17 protein-coding genes are annotated in these 21098 nt (G+C 67.6%); 9 read left to right on the top strand and 8 right to left on the bottom strand.

The genetic code is table 11. The annotated features are described in order from the left end of the window. Positions 1-122: 122 nt before the first annotated feature. Positions 123-2636: a CoA transferase gene (locus tag ACOGI8_RS14640; RefSeq protein ID WP_419854531.1), complete on the top strand. Its 2514-nt coding sequence runs from the start codon at positions 123-125 to the stop codon at positions 2634-2636. A gap of 57 nt (positions 2637-2693) precedes the next feature. On the opposite strand, the gene ACOGI8_RS14635 is transcribed toward ACOGI8_RS14640, so the two are convergent. Both ACOGI8_RS14635 and ACOGI8_RS14630 read right to left on the bottom strand, forming a co-directional pair. Continuing rightward, entirely contained in the window at positions 2694-3194 is a 501-nt protein-coding gene (locus tag ACOGI8_RS14635; protein ID WP_419854530.1) for a hypothetical protein, read from the bottom strand. A 32-nt stretch (positions 3195-3226) separates the two neighbouring features. Next, positions 3227-5686, bottom strand: a complete 2460-nt coding sequence (locus ACOGI8_RS14630; RefSeq protein ID WP_419854529.1) for a CoA transferase — start codon at positions 5684-5686, stop codon at positions 3227-3229. 96 nt (positions 5687-5782) lie between these two features. On the opposite strand from ACOGI8_RS14630, the gene ACOGI8_RS14625 reads away from it, so the two are divergent. Further along, entirely contained in the window at positions 5783-6949 is a 1167-nt protein-coding gene (locus ACOGI8_RS14625; RefSeq protein WP_419854528.1) for a thiolase domain-containing protein, read from the top strand. Next, positions 6946-7365 carry a Zn-ribbon domain-containing OB-fold protein gene (locus tag ACOGI8_RS14620; RefSeq protein ID WP_419854527.1) on the top strand — a complete coding sequence of 140 codons (420 nt, stop codon included), beginning with the start codon at positions 6946-6948 and terminating at the stop codon, positions 7363-7365. The genes ACOGI8_RS14625 and ACOGI8_RS14620 overlap by 4 nt, the downstream gene beginning before the upstream one ends. Positions 7366-7390: 25 nt before the next feature. Here ACOGI8_RS14620 and dtd read toward each other — a convergent pair whose 3' ends face one another. After that, positions 7391-7828 (bottom strand): D-aminoacyl-tRNA deacylase, encoded by a 438-nt coding sequence (gene dtd, locus ACOGI8_RS14615; protein WP_419854526.1) that lies wholly within the window; start codon positions 7826-7828, stop codon positions 7391-7393. Between the two features lie 4 nt (positions 7829-7832). Next, positions 7833-8243, bottom strand: coding sequence for a RidA family protein (locus ACOGI8_RS14610; protein ID WP_419854525.1), 411 nt, complete (start codon positions 8241-8243; stop codon positions 7833-7835). Positions 8244-8252: 9 nt separating this feature from the next. On the opposite strand from ACOGI8_RS14610, the gene ACOGI8_RS14605 reads away from it, so the two are divergent. Both ACOGI8_RS14605 and ACOGI8_RS14600 read left to right on the top strand, forming a co-directional pair. Continuing rightward, positions 8253-8483 carry a hypothetical protein gene (locus tag ACOGI8_RS14605; RefSeq protein ID WP_419854524.1) on the top strand — a complete coding sequence of 77 codons (231 nt, stop codon included), beginning with the start codon at positions 8253-8255 and terminating at the stop codon, positions 8481-8483. 73 nt (positions 8484-8556) lie between these two features. After that, on the top strand, positions 8557-9894 hold the full coding sequence (locus ACOGI8_RS14600; RefSeq protein ID WP_419854523.1) for an ATP-binding protein: 1338 nt from the start codon (positions 8557-8559) through the stop codon (positions 9892-9894). 105 nt (positions 9895-9999) lie between these two features. Here ACOGI8_RS14600 and ACOGI8_RS14595 read toward each other — a convergent pair whose 3' ends face one another. Further along, on the bottom strand, positions 10000-12483 hold the full coding sequence (locus ACOGI8_RS14595) for a CoA transferase (RefSeq protein WP_419854522.1): 2484 nt from the start codon (positions 12481-12483) through the stop codon (positions 10000-10002). Positions 12484-12758: 275 nt separating this feature from the next. Between ACOGI8_RS14595 and ACOGI8_RS14590 the strand changes: the two genes are divergently transcribed. From ACOGI8_RS14590 to ACOGI8_RS14575, 4 genes are all read left to right on the top strand, one after another. Then, positions 12759-14468 (top strand): ABC transporter substrate-binding protein, encoded by a 1710-nt coding sequence (locus tag ACOGI8_RS14590; RefSeq protein WP_419854521.1) that lies wholly within the window; start codon positions 12759-12761, stop codon positions 14466-14468. Positions 14469-14530: 62 nt separating this feature from the next. Next, positions 14531-15517, top strand: a complete 987-nt coding sequence (locus ACOGI8_RS14585; RefSeq protein ID WP_419854520.1) for an ABC transporter permease — start codon at positions 14531-14533, stop codon at positions 15515-15517. After that, complete coding sequence (locus ACOGI8_RS14580) at positions 15504-16436, top strand: ABC transporter permease (protein ID WP_419854519.1); 933 nt, start codon at positions 15504-15506, stop codon at positions 16434-16436. Before ACOGI8_RS14585 ends, ACOGI8_RS14580 begins: the two co-directional genes overlap by 14 nt. A 136-nt stretch (positions 16437-16572) precedes the next feature. Beyond that, a complete protein-coding gene (locus ACOGI8_RS14575) occupies positions 16573-16851 on the top strand; it encodes an HU family DNA-binding protein (protein ID WP_419854518.1) in 279 nt (92 codons plus the stop codon). Between the two features lie 8 nt (positions 16852-16859). On the opposite strand, the gene ACOGI8_RS14570 is transcribed toward ACOGI8_RS14575, so the two are convergent. The 3 genes from ACOGI8_RS14570 to ACOGI8_RS14560 form a co-directional block, all read right to left on the bottom strand. Then, positions 16860-18143: an MFS transporter gene (locus ACOGI8_RS14570; RefSeq protein ID WP_419854517.1), complete on the bottom strand. Its 1284-nt coding sequence runs from the start codon at positions 18141-18143 to the stop codon at positions 16860-16862. An 18-nt stretch (positions 18144-18161) separates the two neighbouring features. Further along, positions 18162-19379: a cytochrome P450 gene (locus tag ACOGI8_RS14565; RefSeq protein WP_419854516.1), complete on the bottom strand. Its 1218-nt coding sequence runs from the start codon at positions 19377-19379 to the stop codon at positions 18162-18164. A gap of 393 nt (positions 19380-19772) precedes the next feature. Next, positions 19773-21038 (bottom strand): hypothetical protein, encoded by a 1266-nt coding sequence (locus ACOGI8_RS14560; RefSeq protein ID WP_419854515.1) that lies wholly within the window; start codon positions 21036-21038, stop codon positions 19773-19775. Between the last annotated feature and the right edge of the window lie 60 nt (positions 21039-21098).

Below are 21098 nucleotides of genomic sequence, written 5' to 3'. Positions count from 1 at the left end.
CGTGATTTGGCACATCTGAGGCCGGGCTGCAGGCTCAGGCTGCGCTCTCGCGTATTGACCGGCGGAGGACTGCAAGTGCGGCTTGGTTCTGTGAGTCGCGTCGGGGCTAGCTTCGGGCCGTCATGATCCAGCCAGTCAACCCTCATGGTCGCGACTCGTCGATCGTCCATGGAGCGCTGTCGGGACTGCGTGTCGTGGATCTGACCGGGGACGCCGGCCGGTTCGCGACGAAGCTGCTGGCCGAGCTGGGTGCCGACGTGGTGAGGGTCGGAACCGGAGCACCGGGCCTGCCGCTGGCTGATCCGGCTGCGGCAGCGCTGGGCGGCGTCGCCGACTGGTGGTACGACGGCGGCAAGCGCCGCTGCCCGGTGGACCTGAGCACCGCCGAAGGCCAAGATGCCTACCGCCAGTTGGCTGTGGCGGCCGACGTGGTCGTGGAGACCGAGCGCCCCGGGCGGCTGGCCGACGCAGGCATCGACTACCCCGACATCAGCGCAGTCAACCCAGCGCTCGTGCAGGTGTCGATCACGCCGTTCGGTCGCACCGGCCCGCGGGCGCAGTGGCTCGGCTCCGACTTGGTGGCTGCCGCGATGGGCGGGATGATGGCGTTGACGGGCCTGGCCGACCGCCCGCTCAACGTGTGGGGCCGTCAGGCGTACAACTACGCGGGCTTCGTGGCAGCGACCTCAGGCATTGCGGCGGCATTGTCGGCACGCTCGACGGGCCGCGGCGCACACCTCGACCTGTCCATCCACGAGACGGTGACCGGATCGATCGAGAACCTGTTCATGCAGTACTTCTTCGACGACCTGCTGCCGCTGCCCAAGGTGGCCCCGCGCCAGGGCGCCCTGCACTGGCTGCGTGCCTACGACTTGGCGGAGTGTGTGGGCGGCGACGGCGGCTACGTCATGATCACGCCGACGCCGACACCCGACCTGCTGCTGGAGTGGATGATCGATACGGGATCCGACGAAGTCGACAAGTGGATCGGAATCGACCCCGGCGAGCTGCTGCTCAGCGTGGACGAGGTGATGGATGCCGTCCGGCGCTGGATCGCGCCGCAGGATGCGCGCGAGGTTTGGTGGGAAGCGCAGGAACGGCACGTGGCATTCGGCGGCGTGCTCGACATCGCTGAGGTCTGCGCGAACCCGCAGTTCGCGCACCGGAAGTTCTTCGCCGACGTCCTGCCGCCCGGCCGGACCGCTGCGAACGGCTCACTGGTATCGGCCCGATCGATGGACACAGGCGCGGGCAGCGCCGCCGGTTCGGTGACATTGCCGGCGCGCTTGGTGCGATGGAGCGATACGAGTCGATCCGGATCCGTGCCGCCGGGCACCCCGGCCGCTGCGGACACATCGCTCGAGGAGATATTGGCGTTGTGGGCGGCGCCCGCGGGCGAAGCTCGCAATGGCGACATCGGCAGCGTGGCCGGAGCAGCGTCGTCGGGGAACGACGGCGACCGGCGCCCGCTGGACGGGATCCGTGTGGCCGACTTCACCTGGGTGCTGGCCGGACCGTCTGCCACCAAGCTGCTCGGCGACCTCGGCGCCGACGTGATCCGCATCCAGAGCGAGGAGCGATCCACCCTCGTCAACTCGCCGGACTTCCCCTACTACTTCGTGTGGAACCGCTCCAAGCGCAGCGCCACGCTCGACATGAAGCATCCCGACGCCCTGGCGGCAGCGCGGCGGCTGATCGAGACGTGCGATGTGCTCATCGAGAACTTCAGCGCCGGCGTGCTCGACTCGTGGGGCCTCGACTGGGAAACCGTGCACGAGTGGAACCCACGGCTCGTCTACGTGACCATGTCGGGCTGCGGCCACGACGGACCGTGGCGGCATGTCATCTCGTACGCGCCGACGGTGCATGCCGTGTGCGGCATCACCCACCTGACCAACTTCGCCGACCGTGGCGACGTGGGCCCGGGCTTCTCGCTCAATGACCACCTGGCCGGATTCGCTGCGGCGGTCTCGACTGTCGGCGCGCTGTACGCGCGCGAGCGCACTGGCGAGGGGCAGCGCATCGACATGGCGCAACTCGAAGTGGGCACCTACGCGATCGGCGCCGCGATTGTCCGCCAATCGGCCGGGGTGTTGCCGCCCCGTCCCGAGGGCAACCGCGACGGCATAGCCGACCATGTGCCCAACGATGTGTACGCGACGGGCGACGGTTTCGTGGCCGTGACGGTGACTGAGCCGGCGCAGTGGCTCGGGCTCGTCGGCCTGCTCGCCGATCCCCGGCTCGACGATCCCTCGCTGGTCACCGAAGCGGCCCGCCGAGACCGCAGGTCGATGATCGATGCGGTGCTGGGGGAGTGGGCCGCCGGCCGTACCGCAGCCGAAGCAGCCGACGCCCTGCAAGGTGCCGGCGTGCCGGCGGGCCCGGTGCAGAGCTCACACCAGCTGTTCGCCGACGATCCCCAGCATGCCGAGCGGGGATTCTGGCAACCGGTCGACCACGCGGTGTTCGGCGAGCGGACCGTCGACGCGTTCGCGGGGCTGTGGAACGGCCTGCGCTGGACGCCCCGCTACCTCAGCCCCGCCTACTTGGGCGAGCACAACTTCGATGTCTGGGCCGATGCCGGCTACTCGCCAGAGGAGATCGCCGAGGGCATCGGCGACGGCCTGTTCCGCTAAGCCGCCGCGCCTGCAGGCGGGTCACCAGGCAGCCGTCGAAGCTGAACCAGCCGGTCTTCAGCCAGCGGCGATCTCCGCGATAAGCGAGAGAATCGCGTCGGAGGTCTCACGGTCCTGTTCGATGCGGTCGTCAGTGTCGTAGGTGATCTTGCGGGCGATGCGCGTGCCCGAGTCGCTGACGGCGGCGATGTGCGCGCGGTCTTCGCCTCGCCGGGGCGGATCGGTTACCAGCGCGGCTGTGCAGGAGATGCCCGCCAGCGGCCACGGCTCAGTGCCCGGCTTGGGCGTCGAGACCAGGTACTGCGCCCGCGCCAGGCAGCCGTCGGCCATCGCCAGCGCGGCCTCATCGGACACGTGCGGCTCCAGCTCCGAGCCCATCAGCTCGTAGAGCGACTTCACCGAATACGGCACGCCGGCCTCGAGGATCGTGCGCGAGCCGCCCGGCACCGTCAGCAGGTCGCTGAGCGCCAGCATCCCGCCCCCTGTCACCGACAGCACGATGCGCAGCGGCGAGTCATGAATCGCCCGGATCGTCGCCATTCGCTCGTCAGCGTTCATGTGCTTGTTCCTTTCGCAATGCAGCTCAGCGTTCAGCCGATGGCGCCGGCCACGGCGAGTTCGACAACACGGTCGTCGTCGTAACCGAGGATGTCCCGCAGGATGCGGTCGTTGTGCTCACCCAGGCTCGGGCCTGACCTGGTGACGGCGTGGGGGGTGCCGGCGAGCTGCAGGCGGGGCGCTTCGACGATCATGCGGTCGTACACCGGGTGCTCGACGTCCATCCAGTGGCCGCGGTGAATGAGCTGCGGATCGGCGAAGCAGCCGAGACTGTTCTGGCTGGCGTGTGCGGGCACGCCCGCAGCCTGCAGCACGGCTTCGGCTTCAGCCGGTGTGCGCCCGGCGGCCCATGCCGCGATGGCGGCGTCAATGTCTGCGTTGCGCGCGACGCGTCCCGCTGCGTCGAGGCCGGCGAGTTCGGCCGGCACGGGCTGGCCGTCGCGGCTGAGCACCTCACACAGAGACTCCCACTGGTGCTCGGTTTCGCACACCACCGCGATCCACGCCTCCGGCGGCTCGATGGGATTGTCGGGACTGGCATCGCCCTGGTCGCACGGGTACATCGCATGGGGGCTGCTGAACGCATCGGCATTGCCCGATCGGGTGGCAGCAACGCCATTGACCGTGTGCTCGAGCACCTCGGTCGCCAAGAAGTGCACCGCGGCCTCGGCCTGAGCGAAGTCGAGATGCTGGCCCCGGCCCTGCGGATCGGCGTCGCGGGCGTCGAGCGCGGCCAGCAGCAGCGGCACCATGTACTGCGGGGTGACGTAGTCGGTGTAGGCGAGGAACGGTCCCGCCGGCGCCCGGTCCGGCCAGCCGGTCATCTCGTAGTAGCCGGTGATGGCACCGGCCAGATTGCCGAAGCCGGCGAATGTGGCGAGCGGTCCGGTCTGGCCCATCAGGCTGGTGCTCAGCAGAATCAGGCCCGGGTTGCGGGCCGAGAGCGTCTCGTAACCGATGCCCCAGTCGTCGAGCGTGCCAGGCGTGTACGACTCGACGTAGATGTCGGCCCATTCCGCCAGGTCGCACAGCACGTCGCGGCCCTCGGCGGTGTTGAGATCGATGGTCACGCCGAGCTTGCCCGCGTTGAGCGTGCCGTACTGGATCGAGGCGTCAGGTCCCATGTCGCCCCGCAGGCCGCCGCCGCTGCCGCGTGCAGCGTCGAATCGCGCTGGCCCTTCCACCTTGATGACCGTGGCGCCGAAGTCGGCGAGCACCCGCGTCGTGAACGGCCCGGCGTACACCCACGTGGTGTCGAGCACCTTGATCCCCTCGAGGGGCCGCGGGCTCGACGGATCGCCGCCGCCGTCGCGCAGTTTCTCGGCGGCGTCCAGCAGCGCCGAGCGCGGCTTCGCCTTGGTGGCCGCGGTGTGGGCACCGAGGTCGGGCGGTGTGCCGAGGGAGCGCAGTGGCGTACGGCTGGCCTTGCACCAGTCGCCGGGCGTGATCACGCTGCCCCACGCAGGATCGGTGACCGCATCCCAGTAGCCGCGCTCGTTGAAGTGCTCGACACCCGTCAGTTCCGCAGGCGCGTACACCGGTGCGAGCAGCAGTTCGCGCCGCTGTGCCTCCGCGAACAACTCGGCTCGGGTCCGCGTGCTGGTCAGCCGGGTGATCGCGGCCTTGGTTTCCTCGAGTTGACCGGGCGCGCTGTCGGGATCGGTGAAGAGCCGCATCCCGAAGTCGATCCAGTCCAGCGCCGCGAGTTCGTCGCCGCAGCAGCCCGCCTCGTGCACCCACTCCATCAGCCGGGCGGTGAAGCGCCCGATGGTGTCGCCGAAGAGCAGTGTGATCGAGACGTAGCCGTCGGCTGCCGGGTACACGAACTGCAGGTGGAAGTTGAGCAGCAGGATGCCGCCCGAGGTGCGCCGGGCCGACGGGTACTGGTTGGGCGCATGGATGATGCCCGGGAACGCCGTCTGCATCATCGCCTGCTGTGCGGAGATGTCGACGTGCTGGCCGTACCCGCTGCGGTCGCGCTGCCGCAGCGCGAGCGATGTGCCGACGGCGGCATGCGATCCCGCGTGCAGCCAGCTCTGGGGTGCCGTGATGCGCAGCGGCGCCCGGTCGGCGTCGCCGGTGATGGCAGCGCTGCATGCCGAGGCGGCAATGGTGAGATCTGATGCTGCCCATCCGGCCTTCGGTCCCGTGCTGCCGAATGGGGTCACGGTGGTGTGCACGAGTCCGGGGTTGACGGCACGCAGCTCGTCGTAGCTGAGACCGAGTCCGGGGTCGGGCGATTCGATCAGTGCGTCGGCGCCGGCGACCAGCTCTATCAGCTCGTTGCGATCGTTGATGACGCAGCTCTGCGCACCGCGCCGCAGGTTCCACCAGCTCAGCGAGGTGCCATCGGGACCCGTCTCCCGATGGTCCCTGCCACGCCCATCGGGGCCTTCGATGAGGATCACCTCGGCGCCCAATGAGCCGAGGATCGAGGTGCACATGGCGCCCCGGTGATCGGTGAGGTCCAGTACTCGGTATGGCTTCAGCATCGCCGCGAAGCTAACGCTCGCTCCCGACGCCGACCGACGACTCGGCACCAGCGCAGATCGGGCACCGCGTCGTGGGCGGCGGCTAGCGTGCCGCCGGTGACGATTCGAGGCAAGGCGCTCATCGCCGGGGTGTACGAGCATCCCGGCCGCGAGCTGCCCGACCGCACGCTGCCGCAGATCCACGCCGAGGTGGCTGCGGGCGCGCTGGCCGACGCCGGGCTGACCCTGGCCGACGTCGACGCCTACTACTCGGCCGGCGACGCACCCGGCTTCGGCGCCCTGTCGATGGCGGAGTACCTCGGCCTCGACCTCACCTACATCGACGACACCGAGACCGGCGGCTCGGCGTACTTGGTCCATGTTCAGCATGCCGCTGCGGCCATTGCTGCAGGCCACGTGAATGTGGCGCTGATCACGCTGGCCGGCAAGCCGCGCACCGGTGGCGCCGGGCCGGGCGGCAGCGCTCGGTTCAGTTCCGCGCCGGAGGCATCGTTCGAGAACCAGTTCGGCATGTCGGTGCCCGGCGGGTACGCGCTGGCCGCTGCTAGGCACATGCACGAGTTCGGCACTACCTCTGAACAGCTGGCCGAGGTGAAGGTGGCGGCATCCACGCATGCCCAGCACAATCCGCACGCCTTCCTCCAAGACGTGGTCACCGTGGATGAAGTGGTGTCCTCGCCCGTGATCTCCGACCCGCTGCATCGCCTGGACTGCTGTGTGATCACCGACGGCGGCGGTGCCCTCGTGCTGGTCAGCGAAGCGGTGGCGGCGTCGCTTGACCGTCACTGCGTGCCGGTGCTGGGAACGGGAACCGCCATCAAGCACACCTCGGGCGGGCGCATCGATCTGATCCACACGGGGGCGACGCGCTCGGGGCCGCTGGCGTTTGCCGAAGCCGGGGTGACGCCCGCCGACATCGACTACGTGTCGATCTACGACAGCTTCACGATCACGGTGCTGATGACGCTGGAGGACCTCGGCTTCTGCGAAAAGGGTCATGGCGGACGCTTCGTGTCCGACGGCGCTCTGCAGTCGCCCGGCGGTGCGCTGCCGTTCAACACCGACGGCGGCGGCCTGTGCAACAACCATCCGGCCAACCGCGGCGGCATGACCAAGGTGGTCGAAGCCGTGCGCCAGCTGCGCGGCGAGGCCCAAGCGGCCGTGCAGGTGCCCGACTGCGAGCTGGCCCTGGCGCACGGCACCGGAGGCAGCCTCGCCACCCGCATGGGAAGCGCCACGCTCGTGATGGGCAGGTCGACATGAGCGAACTCGGGCAGTTCGGCCTGCCGGTGCCGCCGCCGACGGTGAATCTCGAGACGCAGCGGTTCTGGGATGCCACCGCCGAAGGCCGACTGGTGCTGCCCCGCTGCGACGACAGCGGTGACGTCGTGTGGTACCCGCGGGAACGCTGCGATCAGCCCGGCAGCACCTCGGTGACCTGGTTCGAGGCTTCGGGGCGAGGCACCGTCTACAGCTGCACGGTCACCCGCCGCATCCCGGGTTCGTGGCGCAAGGCGGCCCCGTTCGTGCTGGCCTACGTCGAGCTCGAAGAGGGCCCCCGAGTGCTCACCAACATCGTCGGTTGCGACCCCGAGACGGTCCACATCGGCCAAGCCGTGCAGGCCGTCTTCGACCCCACACCCGACGGCCCCGCACTGCTGCGTTTCACCCCCGTCTGACAGCTGTTCAGCGGGAGTGCCGGAGTCAGACTTCGAGCATCAGCGTGACCGGGCCGTCGTTGATCAGCTCGACTGCCATCTCGGCCCCGAACGAGCCAGTGGCCACGTTGGCGCCGAGGCGGCGCAGCTCTGCAACCAGTTCGTCGATCAGCCCGGTGGCCTGATCGGGCGCGGCGGCTGCAACGAACGACGGGCGGCGGCCCTTGCGGGTGTCGCCGTAGAGCGTGAACTGGCTCACCACCAGCACCTCGCCACCGGTCTCGGCCACCGACCGGTTCATCTGGCCGTTCTCGTCGGCGAAAATCCGCAGGTTCCAGATCTTGCTGGCCAGCTTGCGCGCCAACTCAGTGCTGTCGTCGTGCGTTGCGCCCACCAGGCAGCACAGCCCGGGACCGATCTCGCCGACGACCTCGCCGTCGACTCGCACCCGAGCCTCGGCGGCCCGCTGCACCAGTGCTCGCATGTGCTCAGGGAATGATCGCGTCGACTTCGATCTCGATGACGAGGTCGGGATGGATCAGCCCCGACACCTCGACGAGCGTTGACGCCGGCCGGATGTCGCCGAACACCTCGCCGTGGGCGCGGATGAAGTCGTCAAGCATGCCGATATCGGTGACGAACGAGCGAGTCCGCACGACATCGCTCATCTGCGCTCCCGCCTCCGCCAGTGCCTGCTCGATGACCCCCAGCGTGTAGATGGCCTGCCCGTAGCAGTCGCCCGGGTGCGCCACGCCGTCGGGCCCTAGTGACGTGCTCCCCGATACCGCGACCCAATCGCCGAGCCGCACTGCCCGCGAGTAGCCGGCCACGGGCTCCAGCGGCCCGCCGCTCGAGATGTTCTGCCTGTCGACGCCTGAAGCGCCCCCGTCATTGCTCATCCCGACATTGTGGAGCGCAGCGAAGACCGGTGCAGCCGCTCAGGTGATGGCGCCGGCGATGACGAGTTCGGCGATCTTGTCGGCGTCGTAGCCGAGGATGCCTTCGAGCACCTTCATGTTGTGCTCGGCGGCAGCGTCGTTCCGCGGAAGAAGGCTTCGATCAGCCGTGCATTGACGTTGCAATTGGCCGTTAAGGAAAATTTCAATCAGCCGATGGATGAACTTTCAATCAGCCGCTAGATATAGTTTCAATCAGCCGTGAACCGTCGAGATGTAGCTGAGCCGTGGGGCGGCGGGCAAGGGAGGCTGGGTGATGACCGATGTGCCACTGATCCCTCGTTTCGCTGCGCGGCATTTGGCGGAGGCTCTTGCGGACTCGCCGGCTGTTCTGATTCATGGCCCGCGCCAGTGCGGCAAGACCACACTGGCGCAGGCATTGTGCGCGCCGAGCCACCTGCCGGGTGCCCGTGCTTCGAACATCAATGATGCCGATGAGCTGCGCTACGCGTATCTGACGCTCGACGACCGCGCAGCGCTGGCCGCCGCGAATGCCGACCCGGTCGGCTTCGTCGCCGATCTGCCGCCGCGGGTTGTGTTAGACGAGGTGCAGCGCGCGCCGGAGCTGATGTCGGCCCTCAAGGTCGCTATCGACCGGAACCGCCGGCCGGGTCGCTTCGTGCTGACCGGCTCGACCAACGTGCTGTCGCTTCCCCGCTTGGCCGACTCGCTCGCCGGTCGCATGGATGTTGTCCGGCTGCACCCGTTGTCTCAAGCTGAGCTGAGTGCTCAGACCGAGGCCGAGTACCGCGACACGACGCCGAGCAGCTGGATCGCCCAACGCCGGGGGTTCCTGGACAAGCTGTTCGACGACGGTTTCGGCACCTCAGCGCATCAGCGACTCGGGCACGAGCTCGCCGAACGCATCTGTGCGGGAGGCTTCCCGGCTGCGCTGGCACGCCCCCAAGGGCGCCGTCGTGCGCGGTGGTATGGCAATTTCGTGGAGACGGTCATCCAACGCGACGTGCTGGAGCTAGCCCGGATCAGGCAGCTCGACGTCATGCCACGCCTGCTGGCCGCGGCAGCCGCGCAGACCGCTGGGCTGTTCAACGTCAGCCGGCTGGCGGCCCCGTTTCAGCTGAGCACGCCCGCGATTCGCTCGTATCTGGCGCTGCTCGAGCGCTTGTTCATCATCGAACTGCTGCCGCCGTGGCACAGCAACCGCGCCAAGCGCCTCGTCAAGATGCCGAAGCTGCATCTCGGCGACAGCGGCATCGCGTGCGCGCTGTTGGGGGCCTCGCCAGACGCGTTATGGGCGGACCGCGGACTGCTCGGAACCGTGCTCGAGACCTTCGTGTTCGGCGAATTGCGGCGCCAAGCCAGCTGGCACGACGCCGATCTGCAGTTCTTTCACTTTCGTGACCGCGACGGCACCGAAGTGGACATCGTGATCGAACGCGGTGCTGAACAGCTTGCAGGCATCGAAGTAAAGGCCGCAGCCACCGTCACCGAGTCGGACTTCAGCGGCCTGCGCAAGCTCCGCCGAGCCGCTGGAGGTCGCTTCGTGTGCGGTGCGGTGCTCTACGACGGCGAGATCAGTGCCAGCTTCGGCGACCGGTTGCACGCGATCCCCATCCGCCGACTGTGGGAATGACAGCTCGATCTGGCCCTATTCGCGCAGAAATTGTCAGGCATCTGTCGCAGTTTTTCTCAACGGACATAGTGCGTGACTTCGCGGGGCGACGGAATGCGCTGAGTGTCAGGCGAGGGCGCCGGCTATGACGAGTTCGGCGATCTTGTCGGCGTCGTAACCGAGGATGCCTTCGAGCACCTCCATGTTGTGCTCGCCGAACATCGGACCGCCCCACAGCGGCCGACCGGGCGTGCGTGACAGCTCGAAGTTGCTGTTCTCGACCCAGGTGTGGCCGTGCTTGGCGTGCGGTACCGACAGGAAGTGATCGCGAGCCACGATCTGCGGGTCAGCCATCAGATCTGCTGCGTCGTTCACACGGTGGGCCGGCACGCCGCATGCTTGGAGCGCTGCCTCGATGTCGGCTGCTGCCTGAGGCTCCGTCCACGCCGTGACTGCAGCGTCGATGGCCTCGGCGTGCGCTCGACGGCCGTCTGCGTCGAGGTTTGCAAGGCCCCCGTTTGCACCGGCGCTCAGCGAGTCGAGCGCCTGTTCCAGTTCGGCGTTGCCGGCCGCAGCCTCAGCCATCAGCGCCGCCAGGGCGTCCCACTGCGCCTCGGTCTCGCAGGCGATCGCTACCCAGCGGTCGTCGCCTGCCGCGGGGTACACGCCGTGGGGGCACATGTGGCGGTCGGCGTTGCCGGCCCGGCCCGCCGTGCGGCCATTGATCTCCTCGTCGGCGAACTCGGTTGCCAGGAAATGCAGCGCGCCCTCCATCTGGGCGAAGTCGATGTGCTGACCCCGCCCGGTGCGGTCGCGCTCGGCCAGTGCCGACAGGATCAGCATCACGCCCAGCTTCGGCGAGATGTAGTCGGTGTAGGCGGTGAACGGCCCCGCCGGGATGCGGTCGGGCCATCCCGTCACCGGGTAGAAGCCGGCGATGGCCGCTGCCATCGTGCCGAAGCCGGCGTACATGCGCATCGGCCCGGTCTGGCCCATCAGGCAGCTCGAGAACATGACCAGCTCGGGGTTCACCTCGCGCAGCACTTCGTAGGTGAGGCCCCAGTTCTCCATGGCCTTCGGCGAGAACGACTCGGTGAGCACGTCGCACCACGCCACGAGGTCAAGGATCACCGCACGCGCCTCGGGCAGCGACAGGTCGAGCGTCAGGTCCATCTTCCCGGCATTGATCGAGTGGAACTGCAGGGCGTTCTCCTGCCCGCCTTCCTCGCCGATGAACGGGTGGACGCCGCGCAGCACGTCGGGCTTCAGCTCGCTCTCGACCTTGACCACGGTGGCGCCGTAGTCGGCCAGCGTGCGCGTGGCGCCGGGGCCTGCCAGCGCCCACATGAAGTCGAGGATCTTGATGTCGTCGAGCGGGCGCTCCATCTGCTGCCCCGCGGGTGCGGCCTCTGCCCGTGGGCGCGCGGTGATCACCGGCCCGGCGGAGCTGCCGCTGCCGAGGTAGTGGGCCGTGTGCTCACCCAGCCGGGGGGCTACCGGCAGGTCGGCCAGCGGCTCGCCGGTGGTCTTGGCGAGCGCCCCGCAGAGCCGCACCGGCGCGGGACCGTCGGCGCGCGGCATCTCGACCTGCTGCCAGTAGTCGCGCACATCGAGATGCTCGAGGGCGAGCACGTCGGCAGTGGTGGTGATCGGCGCGATGAGCAGGTTGTCGGCCAGCGCCCGTTCCAGCAGCTCAGCCTTGGTCTTGGTGGCTACGAACGAGGTCAGGGCCTTGATGGCCTGATCGAACGTGTCCATCGACTCTCGGCCCTCCACGATGGCCATGCCGAAGTCCACCCAGTCCTTGTCGCGCAGCTCGGGCTCGCAGAACCCCTCCTCGCAGGCCCAGCTCAGGATCCTGCTCGTAAACGGGGCGATCATCGGACCGAACAGGAACGTGACGGTCACGTAGCCGTCGGCGCATTCGTACACCCAGGGGATCAGGAAGCCGCCCAGGTTCACCGCTCCCGGAAGCCGCACGGGCACTTCGCCGCCGGTGAGCACCGCCATCATCTGGAATTGCGTGCAGTCCACGAACGACTGCTGGGCCGACGTGTCGACGTGCTGTCCCAGCCCGGAGGTCTGCCGTTCGTGCAGCGCCATGAGGATCGCGCCGGCGGTGTCCACCGCAGCGTTGTGCCAGGTCTGCGGCGGCCCGATGCGCACCGGTGCCCGGTCGCGGTCGCCGGTGAGCGACATCGTGCCGCTGGAAGCGGCGATGGTGAGGTCAGTAGCGGCCCAGGCGGTCTTGGGGCCTGTTTCGCCGAACGGCGTGATGGCCGCGGTCACCAGCTGCGGGCTCGCAGCGCGCAGCGCATCAAGGTCGACGTCGAATGCGCCGCACGAGACCACCGCATCACAGCCAGCGGCGAGCTCGGTAATCTGCGCCGGGTTCTCGATGACCACCGAGTGCTTGCCCCGGTTGTAGACGAGAAATTCGATAGCGCGCTCCGGGTCGGTCACGTCATCGACGTACGGACCACGGTGACGGGTGCGGTGCCCACTGGGCGGCTCGCAGAGCACCACCTCTGCGCCGAGCTGAGCCAGCAGCATTCCGGCGAGATGGCCCCGGTCGTCGGTCAGATCCAGAATCCGGTAGCCGTCCAGCACCTCGGTATGCCCCCAGTGGTTGCCAATGAGCCGGAGTGCCCGGCTGAATCCCGCAAACTCTGCCAGAACCGCTCACCGCATGCGTGCCATGTCGTCAATGCACACGCAGTCGGCTTGGCAGGACACCGACTCGGAACAACGCGGAACAACATCGCGGCCGAGTGCCAGAGCGTTACGTTTCTCCCATGACATTGCTTCATGCGCAGGGGCGAGCGCGGGGCTCATCCCGCTCGTTGAACTCTTCAGGGACGCGGTTCTCCCGCGGCTGGCGACTGGTGACAGCAACGCTGGCTGTGCTGCTGATGGCGGCGTGCGGCAGTGACACGTCCACCGAGGGATCGGCACCCGAGACAACGGCCAGCGCCGCCGACGCCGCCGGCGCTCCCGACGAAGGCGACAGTTCCAGCGGCGGCACACTCGTGCTGGCCGTCGAGCAGTGGCCCGAGTGCCTGAACCCGGTCACGTCGTGTGCCAACGCTTCGTGGACCCTGTGGTCGACGCTCGTGCATGTCCTGCCTCGGCTGACCGAGCTCGATCCGTCGAACAACTATGTGGCGTCGTCGTTGCTCACCGAGATGCCCAGCATCGACAACGGCGGCCTCGTCATTGACGACGACGGCACCTTCACGCTCACGTACCGGCTCAACCCCGATGCGGTCTGGAGCGATGGCACGCCCATCACGAGCACCGACGTGTGGTTCACCTGGCGGGCGGCGCTCGACACCACCGGCACACTGAGCACGCTCGGTGCCGACCAGATCAGCGACATTGACCACTCCGACCCCCACACGGCCGTCGTCACCTTCGACGAGCCCTACGCACCGTGGCAGACGCTGTTCGGTGGACTGCTGCCGGCGCACGAACTCGGCCCCGACACCGACATCGCCGACCAGTGGAACGATGAGATCACCGTCTCCGGTGGGCCGTGGATCCAGGAGTCATGGTCGCAGGAACAGCAGATCCTGGTGCCGAACCGCAACTACTGGGATGTCGAGCGGATTCCGCTCATCGACAGGGTCGTGATGGTGCCCCGCGAGGACACCGACTCCGAGATACTCGCGCTGCAGACCGGCGAAGCGATGGCGGCGTTCCCGCAGCCGTTCCCGGGCGCCCGCGAACGCATCACCGGCGATCTGACCTATGAAGTCGGCGCGGGCACGTTCATCGAAGGTCTCTGGATCAACCAGATCGCCCCCGACCGGAGATTTGAGATCACACGCAACGTGCGGCAGGCGCTCGCCTACTCCCTCGACCGCGAGCAGATCGCCGATGTCGCGCTCGGGTCGATCATCCCCGACCCGCAGGTGCTGCAATGCGCCGGCTGGAACCCGGGGTTCGGCGACTGGTGCCAGCCCGACTTCAACCGGTACGGCCAGAGTGCCGAAAAGGTTGCCGAGCTGCTCGAGGCCGAAGGCTGGACACGGCCCGTTCCCGACGGCCTCTGGGTCAATCCGGAGGGCGAGGAACTGGTGCTGACGTGGAACACGACGGCCGGCAACAAGCGCCGTGAGGACGTTCAGGCACTCGTGGCCGAGATGACCGCGCCGTTCGGCATCGGATGGGACATCGTCAACTACGACGCGGGCGAGCTATTCCAGAACCGGCTGCCGGTGATGAACTTCGGCCCCGTCGCACTGTTCGCAAACAGCACCAATCCCGACCCGTCGGTGACGAGCCACTACGACATCGACGGCGTTCCGACTGAAGAGAACGGCTACACAGGCCAGAACTTCACGGCCTACCGGAACCAAGAAGCCAGCGACCGGGCGTTTGCCATCGACGCCGAGGTGGACCCGGCGAAGCGATTGGACATGGTGCATCAGCTCAGCAAGATCCTGGCCGACGACGTGCCGTGGATTCCGCTGTACGTGCTGCCGAATCTGCTGGCGTGGGATACCACAGCGGTATCTGGACCGGGCGCCTATGCGTCCAGCCCGTACGGGGGATTCTTCGATATGTACGACTGGACGGTCATCAGCGAGTAGCCCGAAGAGGCGAACAGCCGGACAGGCTTGTCGTGGACACTTTCCGAGGTTGATTCGCTGTCGTGACTCGCTACGCGCTCGGCCGGCTCGCGACAGCGCTGCCGATCTTGGCGCTGATCTCGCTGTTTACGTTCTGGGCCGCGGACAGCATCACCAACCCGACGGCGCTTATCGCCGTGAACCCGCGCATTACCGCCGCAGACCGGGCCGCGTACGTGGAAGCGCTGGGGCTCGACCTGCCGTTCTGGCAGCGTTACTTCGCCTGGCTCGGCAACTTCGTCACCGGTGACCTGGGCACGTCGCTGGTGCAGAACGGCGCCGAGGTGTGGCCGATGCTGCGCACTGCGCTGGCGAACACGTTGGTGCTGCTGGTGGTGGCGGTCACCGCGTCGCTGTTAATCGGTATCGCGGTGGGAACGCTGGGGGCAGTGCGGCGGGGCAGCCTGCTGGACTACGCCGCTACCACAACGTCATTCTTCGGGCTGTCGATTCCCGTGTTCTGGCTGGGCCTGATGCTGCAGCTGTTCTTCGGCCTGTACTTCGCGAACTGGCTGGGCGTGACGCCGCCGCTGCTGCCCACAGCGGGCCTGTACTCGCCCGGCCAAGTGGGCTTCGATCTGGTGGACCGTGCGCGGCACCTGGCGCTGCCCGCGATGGCGCTGTCGCTGCAGCTCGTCGCCGCGTACAGCCGCTACATGCGTTCGAGCCTGCTCGACGCGCTCGGCGCGGAGTACGTGCGGACGGCTTACGCCAAGGGGCTGTCGGAGCGCGCCGTGGTGCTGCGCCATGGCGTGCGCAACGCGCTGATTCCGGTGACCACGCTGGCCGCGCTCGACATCGGGCTGCTGGTGGGCGGTCTCATCGTGACCGAGCGGGTGTTCCAGTACCCGGGCATGGGCACGCTGTTCTTCGACGCGATTCATGCCGGCGACTATGCGGTCCTGCTTCCGGTCGTGATGCTCGTGTCGGGCGGCGTGTTCGTGATGAGTTTCGCCGCCGACCTGCTCTACGGTGTGCTCGACCCGAGGATCCGGCGTGGCACGGGCTGAGCGCACCCGGGCGCAGGGGCCGCTGGCGCTGGCGTGGCAGCGTTTCCTGCTCCGGCGCGTGTCGGTGGTCGCGCTGGGGGCGCTGGTGCTCATCGCGCTGCTGGCGATGGCGGCCGACGTGGTTGCCCCCTACCCGCCCGGCGAGCAACACCTCGACGACATCCTCGTGGGGCCGAGCGCCGACTACTGGCTCGGCACCGACACGCTGGGCCGCGACACGCTGAGCCGTGTCCTGCACGGCGGCCGCGTGTCGCTGTTGGTGGGCGTGTCGGTGGCCGTGCTGGCGTCGGTGATCGGCACGCTCGTCGGTCTCGTGGCCGGCTATCGCGGCGGCCACGTCGATGCCGTGCTGATGCGCATCACCGACACGCTGCTCGCACTACCGCTGCTGATGGTGGTGATCCTGCTGGCGCGGATCCTTGGCGGCAGCGTCTTCGACGTGGTGCTGGTGCTGTCGCTGTTCGGCTGGATGCCTCTGGCCCGCATCATCCGCGCTCGGGCGCTCGCGCTGCGCGAGCACGAGTTCGTCAGGGCGGCCCGGGCGATGGGTGCCGGGATGTCGCGCATCATGTTCCGTCATCTGCTGCCGAATCTGGTCGGCGAGATCACAGTCGCCGTCTCGCTGGCGGTGGCCGGGGCGATCCTGGCCGAAGCAGTGCTGAGCTTCCTCGGGCTGGGCATCAGCCAGGTCCATGCCGCCACCTGGGGCAACATGCTCGGCGGCAACGAGGGCTTCATGACCACCGCGCCGTGGCTGGTGTGGGCGCCCGGGCTGGCCATCGTGGTCACGGTGCTGTCGGTGAACTATGTGGGCGACGGGCTGCGCGACGTCTTTGACGTCAAAACCGATGTGGGCGACGGTGCGAAGAGCACGCACCGAGGTCCCACCGCACCGGAGGCGCAAGATGCGAGTGCCTGACCACCAGCAGCATCAATGCTCGTCGCGGGGTGCAAGAGCCGGGTCGCGCCGATAGACAGCGGGCCGCAATTCCACCACTTCAGGGCTTTTGTGTGCTGAGGTGATACCCCGAATCGTTTCAGAGAGGAACTGGACTGTGGCGAACAAAGCAGAGACCATCAAGGCAGTAGCCGCCGAAGCCGGTGTGACTGCGAGCGACGCAGAGAAGACGCTGTCAGCGTTCTTCGATCTCGTTGCGGCCGAAGCGAAAGCCGGCGGCAAAGTGACCTGGCCGGGATTCGGCTCCTTCTCCATGTCTGAGCGTGGTGCCCGCATGGGTCGCAACCCGCAGACCGGCGAGTCCATCGAGATCGGTCCGAGCCGGTCCCTCAAGCTGGCAACCGCTGCTGCCATGAAAAAGCAGCTGATGAGCTGAGCTGACGCTCAGTTCAGCGGCGTCGTCTGCGGCGCCACACCATCCCTTCGGCGCATCGTCGCCATGCAGATGCATGCGGTGAGGGCAAGAGCAGCGATGACCGAATAGGTCGTGCTGAAGCTGCTCGTCCGGTCGGCGAGCCACCCGCTCGCGGCCGGGCCGATCACCGACGCAGGGCCGTAGAACATCGTCATCGAGCCGAGCACCGCGGCGAACGTGCGGTCGGAGACGTGATCGCTCACGAACGTCGCGGTGAGCGACGGGAACGAGAACGACGCTGCGCCGAAAACCACCACGGCGACGAGGATCATGGCGCTGGGCGCACGCGTCGCCATGACCACGGCGGCACCGGCGCTCAAGGCCATGACAGTGGCCATGGTTGCGGGCCGCCCGATGCGATCGCTGAGCCGTCCGAAGGCCAGCGCCCCAACGATCGAACCCGCGCCCATCCACGAGAACACGAGCGTCGCGGCGGTGCGGCTGAATTCGTGATCGCCCTCCAGCGCTCGCCCCAAGAAGTTCGCGAACGAAGACGCCATGTACGCGAAGGCCATGTACGCCGCGACAGCGCGCTTCCACCCGTGAATCCGGAACAGTGCCCCGAATCCGCCGGCACCGGCCACCCGTTCAGTGCGCCGAGCCCGGACAAACACCGACAGCGCCGCAAACAGCACCACCGACAGCGCAGCCTGAGCCACCCAGACGGGCCGCCAGATCGCATCGTCGGCCGCAATGCTGCGCAGGGCAGTGGTCGCGAGCGGCACGCCGATGAGCGCGGCGCCCATGGTGGCGGTGAGCGTGCCGAGAGCGGCGCCGCGGCGGCTCGCCGGCACGCCTTCGCTGGCGATCACTGGCGCTGTGAGCCAGATGCCGCCGCCGCCGAGACCGGCCAATGCAGTGCCGATCACCACGGCTGCCGGGCTCGACGCGGTGCCGATCACCGCAAGGCCCACGGTGGAAGTGACGATGCCGGCGCGCAGCAAGGTGAACGGCTCGATTCGACCGGCAGTGAACGTGACGATGATCACGCCGGTGAAGTACGCGCCCATGTTGGCCGAGCCGAGCGCGCCGATGAGCGTGTCGCTGAGGTCGAGATCGTCGGCCATGGCGGGCACCAGCACGCCGACCGTGGCCCGGCCGAAGACGTGCGACACCACCCCCGAAAGAGCCACCAGCACCACCCGTCCCCAGCGGACGCGCTCGCGCGGGGTGCTCCCGACCTCGCTGGGTACCGCTGGGCTAGATGCGGCCTGGCCCGACGTGACCTCGAAGACGTCGGGCAGGCGGCCCATCAGCGTGGCTGCGGGGGTTCAGTGCCCCGGCGTGAACCTGATCGGCAGTGTCGACGGCCCCCAGATGCCGTTGGACACCGGCTTCCATTCCACGTCGCCGTCGAGGCGCAGGTCCGGCATTCGCTTCGCGACGGCTTTGAGGGCCTCCTGCAGCTCGGCTCGTGCCAGGAACGCGCCGAGACAGTAGTGGATGCCGCTGCCGAAGGTCATGTGCGGCGCGCTCGACCGGCGTGTGATGTCGAAACGCATCGGCTGATCGAACTGCGTCTCGTCATGGTTGGCGGCGGTGAAGCTGGGAAAGATCAGCGTGCTGGCCGGGAACTCGATGTCGCGGTAGGTGACGTTCTCGCTGGCGTAGCGGGCGGTGCCCCGGATGGCGCCGAAGTGCCGCATGACCTCTTCGGCAGCCTGGGGTGCGAGTGACGGCTCGTCGCGCAGCAGCCGGAGCTGGTCCCCGCAGCGAGCGAACAGCTCCACAGCGCAGGCGAGCTGGTTACGCGTGGTGTCGGTGCCGGCGAGCAGCACGGCGTTGGCAAGCGACTGCATCTCCTCGGTGCTCAGCCGGTCGCCTTCCTCTTCCGCAGCGATCAGGTCCGAGAGCAGGTCGTCGCGAGGCTCGGCCCGCCGCTCGGCGATGAGCTTGGACATGTAGGCGCCCATCTCGTCCTGCGCGGACATGATCGTGTGCAGGTCGCGTGCCAGATTGCCGTTGAACACCCGGAAGATGTCGGTGGCGAGACGGCTGAACAGCTCCCAGTCGTCGCGGGGTGCGCCCAGCAGCTCGCAGATGATCGGAATGGGGTACGGCTCGCAGACCTCGGTGACGAAATCGCCGTGCCCGCGAGCACACAGCGGGTCGAGCAGATCATTGATGACCTCGGCCATGAACGGGCGCAGCCGTTCGGCGGCCTTGGGAGTGAACGCCGGCCCGACCAGCCGGCGCAGCCGCTGGTGCTCGTCGCCCTCCATGCCCAGGATGTTCTGCCCGCTGCGACGGTTCCATTCGGCGTCGTCGACGCCCTGCATCTGCGCGATGAGGCCGATGGCGCTGAACCAGCGCTTGTCGCGCAGCATGGCGGTCACGTCCGCATGACGGGTGATGACGTACCCCAGCGGGGTGCGGGCGATCCAGTTGCGCTCAGCGAGCCCGATCAGCGCCTCTCGCCGCTCGTCCTCGCCTTCATCGCCTCCGAGGCCGACCTCAGGCATGTCGACATCAGCAACAAGAGTGGCCATGGCCGAACCCTAACCAGAGCGGCTGCTGCGCCGAACAGAAGCCCCATGACATCGAGTTCAGGCCGATGACGGCTGTTGACGCCGAGGTTGCGTGGGCGGGCACGAGGCCGAACAGCGAACGGACGACGCGTTGGCGAGCAGGAGAGCTTCGCAGGGCTAGGCGGCGCGGGCCGCTTCCAGCCACTCACCGATAAACCCCTCCCCGGGCCGCGTTCCCGTAGGGGACCTCGCAGCCAGCAAACGGAACGCGTGACGGCCCGCGTAGCGGCTCTGGCGGCCGGTGCTGCCGTAGCAGCCCAACGACCTCGGCCTCGAATCGGGGCTCAGCGTGATCCACAGCTCCCGGCGCGGGGCCTCTGTCGTCTCGCCGCTCGACAGATGCTCCGCCGAAGATCAGTCCCTGCCCGGATAGAACGAGCTGATCAGCGGCGGCCCTTCTGCCACCTCCGGATGCGCTTCGAGGAAAGCCTCTCTCTTCGCTGCGTCCTCAGGGTGGGGATAGCGGCACTTTCCCTCGCCGTCGATCGCCCAGCTGTCGGGACAGTTCAACAGCCTCGGCCCGCCGTAAAAGAAGTTGCCCACATACGACCGGCTCTCCTTCGTATCGGGATGATTGATCCTGAACTCCAGATTCTCGAACTTGTCACAGAAACGGCCATCGCGATCGATGATGACATCGCCCGGAATCGGCGAGAACCCGCAGGGCTGCCCCACCAGCGGGTACGGCGTTGTCTCGTCGACTGGTTCTCGTTCGGGGACAGGCGCTGCTTTCTGTTCCTCGGTCAGCTCCACCCGGTACTGGTCAGCGCACGACTCCCGATCAGCGGCCAGCCATTCAAGACAGTACCGGATGTACGACTCCTCCAACGGGTGGATAACGCTCTCATCATGCTCGATCGGGATCTCTACAATGTCATAGTTGCCGAGATAATCATGCGCCGCTTCGAGATAGTGCTTTCTGACACGGTAGAGCAGTTCGTCCCGCACCTCGGAGTCGAGAGTGGGATAACTCGCAGCCCGCTGAGCACACTCAAGCCGCAAGTCGTAGAAGCTCTCAGACGACAGTCCGAACTCGGATTCATAGTAGGCCCGTTCTTCCTCCGACGCTCCCATGGGATTGATATTGGGATAACCCCGGTCTGCCGCGCATTCCCTCATCGCATCTACGAATGCCGCCTCAAGCAAGCCTCCCGCTCCCAGGTCCGAAGGCAGAGAACTGTATGCACTATGGACAGCGTCCTCGATTTCGCGCTCAAAGGCGAGCCGCTCACGCTCATGACCCGACGCAACCGATGAAATATACTCGTCGCGACTAGCGTCCGCCTTGCCGGCATCCTCGGCAGTACGGAATCTGACATAAAACGGCGTGTCGAAGATCACGCGATCAACCAAACCAAACAGCCCGAGTTCTTCGTCGCTGTAGCGCCGATCAGGATCCACGGGCACCTCAGATGCGATCTGTGTCCACACAGCCTCCGCGTCCGGCAGCGCTGCGACGCGATCGCCGCCGTCACGCATCCACATCCAAGCCGCCAGCACAACCGCGAGCATCGCAACAACGGCCACGGCGATCACAACCCACCGGACACGCCCGTCCGCGGCGCGGCCGGCGGTGCGATCACGCAGCCCGCCGCCGTCCGAGTCGCCTGCCGAGGTCACGATCTGTCCGCCCTCTCACATGCCGTCATCTCACGCAACGCCCTTCTTCCCCGAAGACCG

Origin of the sequence: Candidatus Poriferisodalis sp., assembly GCF_965204195.1 — a bacterium.
Lineage (GTDB): Bacteria > Actinomycetota > Acidimicrobiia > Acidimicrobiales > Poriferisodalaceae > Poriferisodalis.
This window is presented reverse-complemented; position numbering and strand designations above follow the sequence as displayed.